A 13,888-nucleotide genomic window follows, 5' to 3' on the forward strand; every position below is an offset into this window, starting at 1 on the left:
CCTGAGACACACCTGTCCGTGAGGTCCTGAGACAGGACAGCCGGTTCTGACCGGAATCGCCACTCACGACGGCCGCGGAAGTCATTGCCGCAGCGGGTGGGATTGGCGGGTGCGGAAGTGTTCGCCGTGACCGCTGTGCTTGGCATGGTGAGGTCCCGGCGGTTGTGGTGTGGCGCGCGGAGGTTCGCGGTGGCTGTGGCGTGGCATGCGTAGGTTCGCGGTGGCTGTGGCGTGGCATGCGTAGGTTCGCGGTGGCTGTGGCGTGGCATGCGTAGGTTCGCGGTGGCTGTGGCGTGCTGGAGTTCCCGGCGGCGGTGGTGTGGCGCGCGGACGTTTCTGGCTGCCGTGGCGTGGCGCGCGGACGTTTCTGGCTGCGGTGGCGTGGCGCGCGGAAGTCTCCGGCAGCGGTGGTGCGGCGCGCGGACGTTTCCGGCGGTGGTGGTGCGGCGAGTGGAAGTCTCCGGCGGCTGCGGCGTCGCGTGGCGTGGCGTGCGGAAGTTCTCGGCAGCCGTCAGGTGCGGGCAGCGCGTTCGGCTGGGCGGGAAGCGAGCGGGCAGTTGCGGGAAAGAGCTCTCGGCGAGGGCGGAGGACTCGCAGGCCGGGACCAGCACGGAGCTTGTGCCCGGCTAAATGAAGCAGGCCTCGCGCCCGCAGGACAACCCTGACCCGTCCCGAACCCATTGCGGCACCCCGCATCCAGCCCATCACCGCCAGAAACACCTTGCCCCGCCAGGAAAACCCCGTGCAGCACGAAGCGGCGGGCCGCCCGGGATGCCTCCGGTGCGGCCCGCCGCCTCCCCCTTGCATCCGTCTGCTCGGCGCACTCGGGGTAGTGGAGTGTCCAGGCCAAAGCAGACGGGATGTCAGCCCGCCGCGCGGGTCACCACTGCGTTGCCGGTTCCGGTGCGGGCGCGGACTTTCAGCGCGACCGCGCCCTCCGGCGGCGTTTCCGAGACGTCCAGTTCGCTCGAAACCCGCCCGGCCGCCGACGCCAGTTCTACTTCCGCTCGCACTCCGCTCCGGATGCCGACGCGCACCTCGCCCGAGCCGGTGATCAGTTCGAGCGAACCGGACGCCGCGTCGGCCACCGAGAGGTCGCCGCTTCCGGTGCGGGCCATGACGTCGCCCTCGACCGCGCCCAGCCAGACGTTTCCGGTGCCGGTGCCGAGCGTCGCCGGTCCGGCGATCGACGCCGCTTCGACCGAGCCGCTTCCGCTGCGCAACTGCAGTCCGGCCAGGGTCGGGCCGAGTTTCACGGCTCCCGTTCCCGTCCGGATGGTGGCCGCGCCGTCCGCGCGTTCCAGCGACACTTCGCCGGACCCGGTGAGGATGTCCGCGCGGCCCGCAGCGCCGGTCACCGTGACGTCCGCCGAACCCGCGCGCACTTCGAGGTGCGACCCGGCCGGCGCGTGCACCGTCACCGCTACCGGGACGTTCCGCAGCTGCCACGCCTTCGCCGCTCGCACGACGACCCGGTTGCCCGTCTTCTCGATCCGCGCCTGGCGCACCGCGTCGGCGACCGAGAACTCCGGCACGCCGCCGAACTGGTCGCCGAACTTCTCGCCGACCCACGACAGCAGGCTGCTGACCCCGTTCACCCACGACGGCTGATCGCCCGCGTCGTGCTGCAACCGCACCGTCACCCCGGACTCCCGCCCGAGCACGACCTCGACCCGTCCGATCGTGACGCCCAGGTCCAGTTCGACCGGACCGTCCGCCTCGAAGTCCTGCAGTCGCACGTACGGACCCGGTTCCGCGCTGTCGGAACTCGCCGAAGCGTCGTCCGCGGAACTGTCCGAAGTGGACGCAGTCTCGCCCGTGGGGGCAGCAGATTCGCTGGCGGCCTCCGCAGCGCCGTCGCCCGCTGGACTGTCCGAAGTGGACGCAGCCTCGCCCGCCGGAGCAGCAGATTCGCTGGCCGCCTCCGAAGCGCCGTCGCCCGCCGAGCTGTCCGAAGCGGACGCAGTTTCGCCCGCGGGAGCGGCAGATTCGGCGGATGTCGTCGAAGCAGCGTCGGCGCTGGCCGCTTGCCCCGTCCCGAAGCCAGGTTCCCCAACCCGGTCTTCGGTGTTCTTCCCCTGGTCTTCCCGGTTTTCGCCCATGGTGGTGCCCCCTTCTAGCCTTCGACCCAGCCGTGCAGCTTGGTCTCGGTGCGGCCCCCGCCGCTGCTGCTGTCGTGCCAGCGCTGGTGCCGTTGCTGGTGCTGCTGCGCCTGGCCGAGCGCCCCCTGCACGGCCTGCGCCACGAACGTGTTCAGCGAAACCCCCTGCGCGGCGGCCGCCTGTTCGGCCTGGCCCTTGATCTGCTCGACCAGCCGCAGCGTGATCCGCGAGATGTCGCCGCCGTCGATCGGCGGGGCGGGCGGCGGCGGGGGAGGCGGGGGAGGCGCGGACGAAGAACGGTCCTCGCCGCCAGTCACGACCACGCGCACGTCCCGGCCGTCGAGCCGGACGTCCACGACCTGGCCGGGCAGCGCGGCGGTCACCTCGGCCGCCAGGTCGGCCAGCGCGTTCATCAGCGTCAGCCGGACCGCCGGCTCCAGAGCAGACGACAGCAGTGCGGCCGCCCGCCGGGTCTGCTCGTCCCCGGCGGAGGCCGTGTTCGCGAGGTCTTCGCGAAGGTTCGCGATATACGGCGTCAAGTCCATGACACCACTATGGCGTCACCAATGACGTCACGTCAAGGCGCGGTGATGTCACCCGTGCCGCCGGGTTAGGCTGGCGGAGCCGACATGAGGGGAGCGAGACCGGTGCCGCCCAAGGTGCAGCTGATCGCGAAAACCGAGTTCTTCCCGCCCGAGGACGTGCCCTGGTCCACCGACGCCGACGGAGGCGAAGCGCTCGCCGAGTTCGCCGGGCGCGCCTGCTACCAGTCCTGGGAGAAGCCGAATCCCGCGACCGCGACCAACGCCGGGTACCTCGAGCACGTCATCGACGTCGGCCACCTGGCCGTGCTGGAGCACGGGTCGGTCACCTTCTACCTGTCCGGGATCTCCCGCTCGCTCACCCACGAACTGATCCGGCACCGGCATTTCTCCTACTCCCAGCTCTCCCGGCGCTACGTTCCCGAGCGCGACGCCGAGTTCGTCGAGCCGGACGTCATCGCCGAAGACCCGGTGCTGCACGAGAAATTCGTCAAGGCCACGCAGGCCAGCGCGGCCGCGTACGACGAGCTGCTCGCCGGGCTGGAGGAGAAGTTCGCGGACACGCCCAGCGCCACCCTGCGCCGCAAGCAAGCGCGCCAGGCGGCCCGCGCCGTGTTGCCGAACGCGACCGAAACCCGCATCGTCGTCACCGGAAACTACCGAGCCTGGCGGCATTTCATCGCGATGCGCGCCACCGAGCACGCGGACGTCGAGATCCGTTCGCTGGCCATCGAATGCCTGCGGCAGCTGCACAAGGCGGCGGCCAACGTGTTCGCCGACTTCACGATTTCGACCCTGCCCGACGGCACCGAGATCGCCTCGAGCCCGAAAGTGCTGGAAGGCTGACAACGCACTGATGAAACACCTGACGATCGACCTCCGCCCCGGCCCCTACTCGGTCGTGCGGCTGCCCGCCGACGCCGCCGTTCCCGCCGAACTGCTCGAACCCGGCGAGCCCGCGCTCGTGTCGGTCACCCGCACGCCCGACGAGCTGTCGGTGATCTGCCCGACCGGCCGTGAGCCCGAAGGCGGCACCATCGAGGACGGCTGGCGGCTGTTCACCGTGCGCGGGCCGCTGGAATTCACCCTCACCGGCATCATCTCCGCGCTCGCCTCGGAGCTGGCGGCGGCGGGTGTCGCGCTGTTCTCGCTGTCCACCTTCGACACCGATCACATCCTCGTGCGCTCGGACGACCTCGACCGCGCCGTGGCGGCGTTCCGCGACGCCGGGCACGAAGTGCTCCTGCCTGCCTGACGAAAGTCCGTGAAGGGCTCCTTGAAGGAATCTGATTCCCTCAAGGAGCCCTTCACGGACCGTCCCGCCGCGCCCGACGCGCGATGCCGACGTCTGCGAGGGCGGGCGCGGCGTGGCGCAGCACACCCTTGCCCCGCAAAGTTCGGCATGCCTAAACTTCGAGTTGGGGCGACCGATACCAGGGAGTGGCGCACATGGCGGTGGCGGAAGCGGCACGTCCGCGCGGCGTGGCCCGGCTGCGCGCCGGCTGGGCGCTGCTCGGACCGGCGTTCGTCGCCGCGATCGCCTACGTCGACCCGGGCAACGTGGCGGCCAACGTCAGCGCCGGGGCGCGCTACGGCTACCTGCTGGTGTGGGTCATTGTCGCGGCGAACCTGATGGCTGTGCTGGTGCAGTACCTGTCGGCGAAGCTCGGTCTCGTCACCGGCCAGTCGCTGCCCGAGGCACTGCGCGACCGGCTGTCCGGCCGGGCGCGGCTCGCGTACTGGGCGCAGGCGGAGATCGTCGCGATCGCCACCGACCTGGCCGAGGTCGTCGGCGGCGCGATCGCGCTCAACCTCCTTTTCGGACTCCCGCTGGTCGCGGGCGGGCTCATCACCGGACTCGTGTCGCTGGTCCTGCTCGCGGTGCAGGACCGCGGCGGACAGCGCCCGTTCGAACGCGTCGTGACCGGCCTGCTGGTGGTGATCGCGGTCGGGTTCCTGGCGAGCTTGTTCGTCGAATCGCCGTCGGCCGCCGGGATCGCGAACGGCCTGATCCCTCGTTTCAGCGGCGGCGACAGCGTGCTGATCGCGGCCGCGATGCTGGGTGCGACGGTGATGCCGCACGCGGTGTACCTCCACTCCGGACTGGTCCGCGACCGGCACGGCAAACCGGAACCCGAACGGCGCAGGCGGCTGCTGCGGGCGACCCGCTACGACGTCGGGTTCGCGATGCTGCTCGCCGGCGCGGTGAACCTCGGCATGCTGCTCGTGGCCGCGACGAATCTCCAAGGCCAGCAAGGCGTTGACACCATCGAAGGCGCACACGGCGCGGTCGCCGCCGCGCTCGGGCCGGGGGTCGCGCTGCTGTTCGCGATCGGGCTGCTCGCGTCCGGGCTGGCGTCCACGTCGGTCGGCGCGTACGCGGGCGCGATGATCATGCAAGGCTTGCTGCGCAAGAGGATTCCGATCGTGGTGCGGCGGCTCGTCACGCTCACTCCGGCGATCGTCGTGCTGGCGCTGGGCGCCGATCCGAGTGCCGCGCTGGTGGTTTCGCAGGTGGTGCTGTCGTTCGGCATCCCGTTCGCGCTCGTGCCGCTGATCCGGCTCACCGCCGACCGCGGACTCATGGGCACGGACGTCAACCGCCGGACCACCACGGTGCTCGCCGCCGTCATCGCGGCGGTGATCATCCTGCTCAACGTCGTGCTGATCGTGCTCACCTTCACCGGCTGACGCCGTCCTAACCGGACGGAACCGGCAAGGCTGCCGGACGGTCGGACTAGCATCTGCGCGAAGCCGACCGAGGAGCCCGACCCCGTGACCGACGAACAGACCCGCCCGCACGACCCGAACCGCACGGCCCCCGCCGGCCGCGTGGTGGCCGGCCGCTACCTGCTGCTCGGCGAACTGGGCCGCGGCGGCATGGGCATCGTGTGGCGCGCGCAGGACCAGGTGATCGGGCGGCAGGTCGCGATCAAGGAGCTGCGGCTGCCCGAAGCAGAAGGCGCCGCGGTGTTCTCGGAGCGGATCCTGCGCGAAGTGCGCGCGGGCGGGCGGCTCAACGACCCGGCCGTCGTCACGGTCTACGACGTGGTCACCGACCAGGGCACCACCTGGATCGTGATGGAACTGGTCGAGGCGCCCACGCTCGCCGACCTGGTGCGCACGCACGGCCCGATGCCCGAGCAGCAGGCGGCGGTGATCGGGGAGCGGGTGCTGTCGGCGCTGCAGGCCGCGCACGCCGCCGGGATCGTGCACCGCGACGTCAAGCCGGCCAACATCATGGTCGCGCCGGACGGCCGGGTGAAGCTCACCGACTTCGGCATCGCGCACGCCATCGACGACCCGCGGCTCACCACGAGCGGGATGATCGTCGGCTCGCCCGCGTTCATGGCCCCGGAGCGGGTCGAGGGCCGCGAAGCGATGCCGGAATCGGACCTGTGGTCGCTCGGCGCGACGCTGTACTTCGCGGTCGAGGGGATCGTCGCGTTCGAACGGCCCACCACGGCCGCCACGTTGCACGCGATCATGACCGAAGTGCCGTACCTGACCCGCGTGCAGGGGCCGCTCGGCGCGGTCATCCTCGGCCTGCTGGTGGCGAACCCGGAAGCCCGGCTCACCGCGGCGCAGGCGCGGGCGCAGCTCGCCCACGCCACCGGTCCGCAGCAGCGTCCGGCCACCGCGGTGATGCCGCAGCAGGAGACCCGCGTCGGCGGGCAGCCGACCCGGCTGGCGGCGAAGCCGGACGGCAAGAGCAGGCGCGGCCTGTGGGCGGGCGCTGTTGCGGTGCTGGTGATCGCCGCGCTGGTCGGCGGGTTCTTCCTCGGCAAACCGGTGTGGTCGCCGAAGAAGGACGAGCAGCAGGCCGAGACGGTCACCTACGGTCCGGACGGCTATCTCAAAGCCAAGTTCTCCTCGTACGAGATCTGCTACAACGCGGTCGTCCAGCCGGGCGTGGTGATCAGCTCGGACAACAACGTCGACTGCAAGAAGAACCACACGCTCGAGGTCTACGACGCGGCCGACCCGCTGCCGCTGGAGAACTGGAGCAACGACGACGCGACGGTCGCCCCGTATCCCGGCCTGGAGGACATCAGCCGGGCCGCCGAGGCCCGCTGCGCGGCGACGTTCCACTCCTCGGTGGTGCCGCAGCAGCAGCGCGCCGGGCTGTCGTACCGGGCGATCGTGCCGACCCAGCAGGGGTGGCAGGTCCAGCCGGACAGCGACAGCAGCAGCGGCCCGAACCGCAAGATCTACTGCGTCCTGTCGCGGGCCAACAACGACCAGATCCCGGCGCAGATCACCGCCAAGGTCAAGTAGCCGCGCGAGAAGTTCCGCCGCGAGCGGCGCGGCGGCGGAAATTCTCCGAAGTTGCCGGTGGCACACCAGGTCGAGGCCGGGTTCGGCGCTCCGACGAGGTACCGTCGTGGCCATGTCCACCTCACCTGCCGCCGCGCCCGGACGTCCGTTCGGCCGCGTGCTCACCGCGATGGCGACCCCCTTCGACCGAGCCGGGGCGCTGGACGTGAAGCGGGCCCAGGAACTGGCCGAGTACCTCGTGGACCTCGGCAACGACGGCCTCGTCGTCAACGGCACCACCGGCGAGAGCCCGACCACCTCCGACGAGGAGAAGGCCGCCCTGGTCCGCGCCGTCGTCGAGGCGGTCGGCGACCGCGCGACCGTCGTCGCGGGGGCGGGCACCAACAACACCGCGCACAGCATCGAGCAGGCGCAAGCCGCCGCCGAGGCGGGCGCGCACGGCCTGCTCGTCGTCACGCCCTACTACTCGCGGCCGAGCCAGGCCGGGCTGTACGCGCACTTCACGACGGTCGCCGACTCGACCGAGCTGCCGGTCATGCTCTACGACATCCCGCCGCGCTCGATCGTGCCGATCGAGGTCGACACGCTGCAGCGGCTGGCCGAGCACCCGCGGATCGTCGCGGTCAAGGACGCGAAGGGCGACCTGATCGCCGGCTCCGAGGTCATCGCGAACACCCACCTCGCCTACTACTCCGGCGACGACGGCCTGAACCTGCCGTGGCTGTCGGTCGGCGCGGTCGGCGTGGTCAGCGTGATCGGGCACGTCGTGGCGGGCCGGATCCGCGCGATGATCGAGGCCTACGAGGCAGGCGACACGTCCACCGCGCGCACGAACCACCGCGCGATGCTGCCGGTGCTGCGGGCGATGTCGCGGGTCGGCGGCGTGGCGTTCAGCAAGGCTTCGCTGCGGCTGCGCGGGTTCGACATCGGCGACCCGCGGCTGCCGATCGTCGCCCCGTTCGACGACCAGTTCGAGCAGATCGCGGCCGATCTCGCCCAGGGCGGCGTGCCGCTGGAGGACAGCGCGGCCTCGGACTGGCATGGTGCACGGGTGGCACAAGCAGATTCGCAGGCGGCCTACACCGCCCCCACCTCGCACACCAGCGTTGGGACAATGCCCCGGTGACCTCACTTCCCGCCGGACCCGGCCCGACGCACCTCCCGCCCGCCCTTCCCGAGGGAGCCCTGCGCGTCGTCGCGCTCGGCGGCATCGGCGAGGTCGGGCGCAACATGACCGTCTTCGAATACGACGGCAGGCTCCTGATCGTCGACTGCGGCGTCCTCTTCCCCGAGGACGACCAGCCGGGCGTCGACCTGATCCTGCCGGACTTCCGCGCGATCGAGGACCGGCTCGACGACATCGACGGCCTCGTGCTCACCCACGGGCACGAGGACCACATCGGTGCCGTCCCGTTCCTGCTCCGGCTGCGCCCGGACGTCCCGATCTACGGTTCGCGCTTCACCAACGCGCTGCTCGCGGCCAAGGCCAAGGAGCACCGCCAGCGGCCGAAGCTGATCGAGGTGCGCGAGGGGGAGAAGCGCAAGGTCGGCGCGTTCGACCTCGAGTTCTTCGCGGTGAACCACTCGATCCCGGACGCGCTCGCGGTCGCCATCCGCACGCCGGCCGGCGTCGTGCTGCACACCGGCGACATCAAGCTCGACCAATTGCCGCTCGACGGCAGGCTCACCGACCTCGCGGGCTTCTCGCGGCTCGGCGACGAGGGCGTGGACCTGTTCTGCGTGGACTCGACCAACGCCGAGGTGCCCGGGTTCGTCATGCCCGAGCGCGACATCGGCCCGGTGCTCGACGACGTCGTCCGGCGCGTGGACCAGCGCGTCATCGTCGCCTGCTTCGCGAGCCACGTGCACCGCGTGCAGCAGGTGCTGGACGCCGCCGTCCGGCACGGCCGCCGGGTGGCGTTCGTGGGCCGGTCGATGGTCCGGAACATGGGCATCGCGGCCGAACTGGGCCTGCTGAACGTGCCGGAAGGCCTGCTCGTGGACCTGGACCAGGCGAGCAACCTGCCCGAGAGCAAGGTGCTGTTCGTGTCGACCGGTTCGCAGGGCGAGCCGCTGTCGGCGCTGTCGCGGATGGCCCGCGGCGAGCACCGGCAGATCTCCATCCGCGCGGGCGACACCGTCGTGCTGGCCAGCTCGATGATCCCGGGCAACGAGACCGCGGTGTTCGGCGTCGTGAACGGCCTGACCCGGCTCGGCGCGAACGTCGTGCACCAGGGCAACGCGAAGGTGCACGTGTCCGGCCACGCGTCCGCGGGCGAGCTGCTGTACCTGTACAACGCGGTCCGGCCGAGCAACGTCATGCCGGTGCACGGCGAGTGGAAACACTTGCGCGCCAACGGAGAGCTCGCGATCCGCACCGGCGTCGCGCCGGACAACGTGGTGATCGCCGAGGACGGCGTGGTCGTGGACCTGGTCGACGGCAAGGCCTCGCGCACCGGCCGCGTCGAGGTCGGGCACGTGTACGTGGACGGGCTGTCCGTCGGCGACGTCGGCGAGTCGACCCTGTCCGACCGGCTGGTGCTCGGCGAGGGCGGGTTCATCGCGATCACCGTGGTGATCGACTCGAACACCGGCCGCGCGGTCAGCAGCCCGACGATCTCCGGCCGCGGCTTCTCCGACGACCCGAAGGCCCTGCACGCCGTCGTGCCGCTCGTGGAGATGGAGCTGGCGCGGACCGAAGCCGAGGGCATCACCGACACCCACCGCATCGCGCAGGCCGTGCGCCGGGTCGTCGGCCGGTGGGTCGCCGACACCTACCGCAGGCGGCCGATGATCGTGCCGACGGTCATCCCGGTCTGATTCAGCGCCGCGCGCCCGCCAGCAGCAACGCCATCACGACGATCGCTGCCTGGCGGGCGAGCGCGTTGCGGGCTCTGCGCTGTTCGGCCCGGCTCGGTCGGTGGTCCATGAGATCCCCCAGGTGTCTCGTGCGGCTCGCTCCAGTGTGGCGGGCCCGCGGATAGGACACATCCCGCGCGAGGTTGGTTCCCGTCTCCGTCCGGAGAGGGAGTCAGGCGACTTCGGCGGTTTGTCGTTGGACCAGGTAGGCGCCGCCGAGCAGCAGCGCGGCGCCGACCGCTTGCGGCCAGGCGAGGGCTTCGCCGAGCAACGCCCACGCGAACGCCGCGGCCGCGACGGGTTCGAGCAGCCCGACCACGCTCGCCACCGAGGCGGGTAGGTGGCGCAGCGCGGAGATCCCCGCGACGTACGGGATCGCCGTCGAGAGGATCACCAGGCCGAGCAGCAGCAGCCACAGCGGCGGGGTCCACGCTCCGAAGGGGACGGTCTGGCCCGCCATCCCCAGCGGCAGCGTCCATGGCGGCGCGGCGACGCTCACGAGCACCCCGCCGATCACCATGCCCCAGGTGACCAGCCCGAGCGGTTCGCGGTCGGCCACCGCGCGTTCGCCGAGCAGGAAGTACCCGGCCGAACAGAGCGCCGCGCCGAGGCCGGCCAGCAGCCCGATCGCGTCGAGCCGCAGCCCTTGCCAGACCTGCGCGACCAGCGCCAGTCCGACCATCGCGACCGCCATCCCGAACCACAGCATGCGCGGCAGCCGCTTCTTGCGCACCACGCGCACCCACAACGCGATCAGCACCGGCGACAGGAACTCCAGCAGGATCGCGATGCCGACCGGGATCCGTTGCGCGGCAATGAAATACAGCAGCTGCGTACCGGCCACGCCGAGCGCCCCGTACGCCAGCAGCATCGGCCATTCCCCGCGCCGGACGCGCAACGTGTGCGGCGCGAACAGCGCGGTGCCGATCAGCAGCAGGACCCCCGCCGTCCCGATCCGCAGCACCGCCACCTGTTCCGGCGTCATGCCCGCGCCCATGACCGGTTTCGCGAGCGTCCCGGAGGTGCTGAAGAAGACCGCGGCGAGCAGGACGAGCGACAGCCCGCGGCCGCGGTGGATCACCCGGGGTTGTTCCAGGACGGGGAGTTCGGTGGTCACGCGCGCGACATTACGGAGCGGGACGACCGAGCGAAACTGAGTTATTCCCCGGTTTTACTAATCCGACCAAAAGTAGGCCGACCCCGACCGCGGCACGTAACCGTTGCTACGAAAGCCATTCGGCCGTGGCTGTGGTCGGATTAGTAATGATCGGCACAGTCAGGCCCGTCGCGACGTGTGTCGTGATGGTCGCCAGCCGCCGTCCCTGAATCCGCAGTGCCTGCAGTGCGGTGGCATCCGGCGCCGCGGATTTGCGCGAGACGAACGAGCCGCCGTACGGGTTGCCGGACTCCATGAGGTGCGGGTCGGCGTAGCCGAGGGGGAGGACGATCGCGCCCCAGTGGTAGAAGATGTTGTTGATGGCCAGCACGGTCGCTTCGAGGCCGCCGTGCGCGGTGGACGCCGAGGTGAACGACGTCGCCACCTTGTCGGCCAGTTTTCCTTGCGCCCACAGGCCGCCCGTGGTGTCCACAAAGGACTTCAGCTGCGCGGCGGGCCCGCCGAACCGGGTCGGGCTGCCGAGCGCGAGCCCGTCCGCCCACTCGAGATCGGCCAGGGTGGCGAGTTCGTGGTGCGGCCCGGAATCGACCCAAGCCTGCCAGCGCCGGTTGCTCGCGATCGCTTCCGGCGGCGCGGTCTCGGCCACGGTGCGGACGCGGACCTCCGCCCCGGCTTCGCCCGCCCCCTCGGCGAGCGCGCCGGCGAGGGCAGCGGTGTTCCCGGTGGCGCTGTAGTAAACGACCAGAATGCGGGTGCTCACACCTCGCGACCCTAGCCGGGCTCAGCGAGGCGTCCCACGATCCGGACTCAGCGCTGCGGCTTCCAGGGACTGACCGTGTCGGTCGGCCGGGTCGGATCGTAGAAGCGCGGACGGATGGGTTCGTGGCGGCGCAACGGAACCAGGCCGTCCGTGATGGCCTGCATGATCTTGGCGTGCGCGCGAACGCCCGCGCCCGGTCGCTCCGGCTCGACGTCGGAGAGGTCCACCGGCGCGCCGAAATGCACCTTGAACCGGGGCCGCCGCAACGGCGCGCTCAACCCGGACTTCGCCAGCGGCAGCAGGTCCGCGGGCCCGTTCACGGTCTCCGTGCCCCAGTAGACGGCCTCGTGCGCGCCCCACTGACTGATCGGGATCACCGGCACGCCCGCGGCGAGCGCGAGCCGCGCCGCCCCGGTCTTGCCGCGCTCCGGCCACAGCCCCGGGTCGTGGCTGATCCGTCCCTCGGGATAAACGACGATCGGCTCGCGAGTGGTCCGCAACGCCTCCGCGGCTTCGGCGAACTGCCCGATCGCGGTCGCCGCCTTGGCCCGGTCGACGCGCAAATGCCCGCTGACCTTGAGCGCGGGCCCGATCACCGGCGCGTCGAGAATCCCGCCGGCGAGCATGAACCGGGGATTGATGCCGATCCGCTTGCACGCCGCCATGAGCACGAAGGCGTCGAACACGCCGATGTGATTGGCCGCCATGAGCAACGGCTTCCCCCGGAGCTCCCGCGGCACCGCCCCGGTGACCGTGAGCCGCCCGACGAGATTCACCAGCCCTCGGTCGAGGTTGAGCATCGTCCGCCAGATCGCGGGGGCACGGCGCGGAGCCTCGTCCTGTTGGAGCGCGAACATGAGCAGAGCATTTCACGGGCGGAGCCACCTGCGGCAACGCGGTTCTCGGTGCGGTGGGGGCGGTGTGGGCTTTGGATGCTGTTGTAGCTGCTCAGGGTGCGTGCGGAGGGGCTTGGTTCGTGGTCAGTAGTCCCATTCCCAGCCGGGGCTGCCGTTCAGGAACCCGTTGGCGGCGGTGAGCAGGAGCGTGCCGTGCGGATTGGGGGTGTCGACCACGAGCTGACCCGTGTACTTGCTGCTGGGCGCGAACTGGAACGGGAGCTCCTTGACCCGCCATTTGCAAGGACTGTTGTACTCGGCCTGGTTGGTGAAGCCGTCCTCGCCGCGGGTCGAGAACCGGGTCTCGTTGAGCACGTCATTGCCGAAGGCGTAGATGTCGGACGGGTCGCCGCCGGCGGCGGGCATCTGGACGGTGAAGTCGAGCACCAGCGTGTGCATGCCCGGCTTGCGCGTCCCGGGCCGGTCGCAGGCCGGGTCGACGGTGATTTTGGTCAGCCACGCGGTGATGCGCGGTTCGCCGGTGCCGGGGTCGCGGGTGCCCCAGACCTGCCCGACGGATTTCTTCAAGTAGGTATCCGCTGCCATCGCGCTGGTGGTCGGCACCGCCGCGACGCTCGCGGGCGCAGGGGAGTCGGCCGCGGGGGACGACGCTGGGACGGAAGCCGCCGGACGGGAAGCCGGCGGAGCGGGAGACGCTGGAGCGGGCGCATTGTTGCCGCACGCGGAGAGCAGCACTGTCAGCGTCGCCGTGCCGAGGGCGAGGCCGAAGAGAGTCCGGATGGTCATGCTTGCTCCAAGCCCGGTCGAAGAGTGCTTCGATGGGTCGCGTTGATCACGCGAGGTGTTACGGCACGAATGTCCGGAAGGAGAGCGGCCGCGCACCAGGATTCATGGGCGGGGATTGAGCGGTTGTCGCTGGTCAGGAAACCTCAGCCGGTCGCAGCTCAGTGGAATCCGAATACCCGGACTCCAGCCACCTCGTGCAGCCCGACACCGTCGCCCCGTCGACGTCCCGGGTCTGCAGCAACATCCCGGTCTCCGAATCGACCACCAGCTGCCGCGTCCCAGCCCGCGCCGAATCCGGGACACTCACCACAACCCCCGGCACCTCGGCGTCCTCCAAGACCAGCCCGGGCTGCTCCGCCAACCACAAGAGCAGCAACCGCTGCAGTTCGAGCGTCACCACCTGCGTAAGCCACACAGTGCTGAAAGCCTTGACCACCCCAGCCGGACTGATCCGCCGCCGCAGCTCGGCGCTCACCGACGGCAGATCCCGGCCCACCAGGAAATCGCCCATCAACCCGCCCGCCGGAAAGTAGCCGCTAGGCCGCACAGGCATCCCATCCTGCGTCACCAGCAACCGCCCCGAACCG

General features: G+C 70.9%; 13 protein-coding genes. 6 read left to right on the plus strand and 7 right to left on the minus strand.

Annotation, left to right across the window (positions count from 1 at the left end):
* Positions 1-863 precede the first annotated feature (863 nt).
* Together EIZ45_RS38630 and EIZ45_RS38635 are read right to left on the minus strand one after the other, a co-directional pair.
* Positions 864-1,739: a DUF4097 family beta strand repeat-containing protein gene (locus EIZ45_RS38630; protein ID WP_051728925.1), complete on the minus strand. Its 876-nt coding sequence runs from the start codon at positions 1,737-1,739 to the stop codon at positions 864-866.
* A 377-nt stretch (positions 1,740-2,116) separates the two neighbouring features.
* Entirely contained in the window at positions 2,117-2,647 is a 531-nt protein-coding gene (locus EIZ45_RS38635) for a toxin-antitoxin system HicB family antitoxin (RefSeq protein WP_134669123.1), read from the minus strand.
* Positions 2,648-2,731: 84 nt separating this feature from the next.
* On the opposite strand from EIZ45_RS38635, the gene thyX reads away from it, so the two are divergent.
* The 6 genes from thyX to EIZ45_RS38665 all read left to right on the plus strand — a co-directional run bounded on the left by thyX (position 2,732) and on the right by EIZ45_RS38665 (position 9,742).
* A complete protein-coding gene (thyX, locus tag EIZ45_RS38640; protein WP_037812497.1) occupies positions 2,732-3,490 on the plus strand; it encodes an FAD-dependent thymidylate synthase in 759 nt (252 codons plus the stop codon).
* A gap of 10 nt (positions 3,491-3,500) precedes the next feature.
* Positions 3,501-3,899, plus strand: a complete 399-nt coding sequence (locus EIZ45_RS38645; protein WP_037812496.1) for an ACT domain-containing protein — start codon at positions 3,501-3,503, stop codon at positions 3,897-3,899.
* Positions 3,900-4,093: 194 nt separating this feature from the next.
* Positions 4,094-5,335: an Nramp family divalent metal transporter gene (locus tag EIZ45_RS38650; protein ID WP_051728914.1), complete on the plus strand. Its 1,242-nt coding sequence runs from the start codon at positions 4,094-4,096 to the stop codon at positions 5,333-5,335.
* 84 nt (positions 5,336-5,419) lie between these two features.
* The gene (locus tag EIZ45_RS38655; protein WP_134669125.1) at positions 5,420-6,922 is read left to right on the plus strand and encodes a serine/threonine-protein kinase; all 1,503 of its coding nucleotides are present in this window, start codon (positions 5,420-5,422) and stop codon (positions 6,920-6,922) included.
* A gap of 112 nt (positions 6,923-7,034) precedes the next feature.
* Positions 7,035-8,048 (plus strand): 4-hydroxy-tetrahydrodipicolinate synthase, encoded by a 1,014-nt coding sequence (dapA, locus tag EIZ45_RS38660; RefSeq protein ID WP_051728913.1) that lies wholly within the window; start codon positions 7,035-7,037, stop codon positions 8,046-8,048.
* A 104-nt stretch (positions 8,049-8,152) separates the two neighbouring features.
* Positions 8,153-9,742, plus strand: coding sequence for a ribonuclease J (locus EIZ45_RS38665; RefSeq protein ID WP_235146553.1), 1,590 nt, complete (start codon positions 8,153-8,155; stop codon positions 9,740-9,742).
* A gap of 211 nt (positions 9,743-9,953) precedes the next feature.
* Here EIZ45_RS38665 and EIZ45_RS38670 read toward each other — a convergent pair whose 3' ends face one another.
* The 5 genes from EIZ45_RS38670 to EIZ45_RS38690 form a co-directional block, all read right to left on the minus strand.
* Complete coding sequence (locus EIZ45_RS38670; RefSeq protein WP_134669127.1) at positions 9,954-10,898, minus strand: DMT family transporter; 945 nt, start codon at positions 10,896-10,898, stop codon at positions 9,954-9,956.
* A 106-nt stretch (positions 10,899-11,004) separates the two neighbouring features.
* Positions 11,005-11,658 carry an NAD(P)H:quinone oxidoreductase gene (gene wrbA, locus EIZ45_RS38675; RefSeq protein ID WP_134669129.1) on the minus strand — a complete coding sequence of 218 codons (654 nt, stop codon included), beginning with the start codon at positions 11,656-11,658 and terminating at the stop codon, positions 11,005-11,007.
* Positions 11,659-11,705: 47 nt separating this feature from the next.
* A complete protein-coding gene (locus EIZ45_RS38680; RefSeq protein WP_037812490.1) occupies positions 11,706-12,515 on the minus strand; it encodes a 1-acyl-sn-glycerol-3-phosphate acyltransferase in 810 nt (269 codons plus the stop codon).
* Between the two features lie 123 nt (positions 12,516-12,638).
* Entirely contained in the window at positions 12,639-13,301 is a 663-nt protein-coding gene (locus tag EIZ45_RS38685; RefSeq protein ID WP_037812489.1) for a hypothetical protein, read from the minus strand.
* Positions 13,302-13,434: 133 nt separating this feature from the next.
* Positions 13,435-13,854: a hypothetical protein gene (locus EIZ45_RS38690; protein WP_134669131.1), complete on the minus strand. Its 420-nt coding sequence runs from the start codon at positions 13,852-13,854 to the stop codon at positions 13,435-13,437.
* Between the last annotated feature and the right edge of the window lie 34 nt (positions 13,855-13,888).

The sequence above is a fragment of the Amycolatopsis sp. CFH S0740 genome, from assembly GCF_004522315.1.
Lineage (GTDB): Bacteria > Actinomycetota > Actinomycetes > Mycobacteriales > Pseudonocardiaceae > Amycolatopsis > Amycolatopsis nivea.

What these genes read in the sequence shown, in the direction of transcription:
- EIZ45_RS38635 (WP_134669123.1), bottom strand. Translation starts at nt 2,647, where the DNA reads ATGGACTTGACGCCGTATATCGCGAACCTTCGCGAAGACCTCGCGAAC.
- thyX (WP_037812497.1), top strand. Translation starts at nt 2,732, where the DNA reads ATGAGGGGAGCGAGACCGGTGCCGCCCAAGGTGCAGCTGATCGCGAAA.
- EIZ45_RS38645 (WP_037812496.1), top strand. Translation starts at nt 3,501, where the DNA reads ATGAAACACCTGACGATCGACCTCCGCCCCGGCCCCTACTCGGTCGTG.
- EIZ45_RS38650 (WP_051728914.1), top strand. Translation starts at nt 4,094, where the DNA reads ATGGCGGTGGCGGAAGCGGCACGTCCGCGCGGCGTGGCCCGGCTGCGC.
- dapA (WP_051728913.1), top strand. Translation starts at nt 7,035, where the DNA reads ATGTCCACCTCACCTGCCGCCGCGCCCGGACGTCCGTTCGGCCGCGTG.
- EIZ45_RS38665 (WP_235146553.1), top strand. Translation starts at nt 8,153, where the DNA reads ATGACCGTCTTCGAATACGACGGCAGGCTCCTGATCGTCGACTGCGGC.
- EIZ45_RS38680 (WP_037812490.1), bottom strand. Translation starts at nt 12,515, where the DNA reads ATGTTCGCGCTCCAACAGGACGAGGCTCCGCGCCGTGCCCCCGCGATC.
- EIZ45_RS38685 (WP_037812489.1), bottom strand. Translation starts at nt 13,301, where the DNA reads ATGACCATCCGGACTCTCTTCGGCCTCGCCCTCGGCACGGCGACGCTG.
- EIZ45_RS38690 (WP_134669131.1), bottom strand. Translation starts at nt 13,854, where the DNA reads ATGCCTGTGCGGCCTAGCGGCTACTTTCCGGCGGGCGGGTTGATGGGC.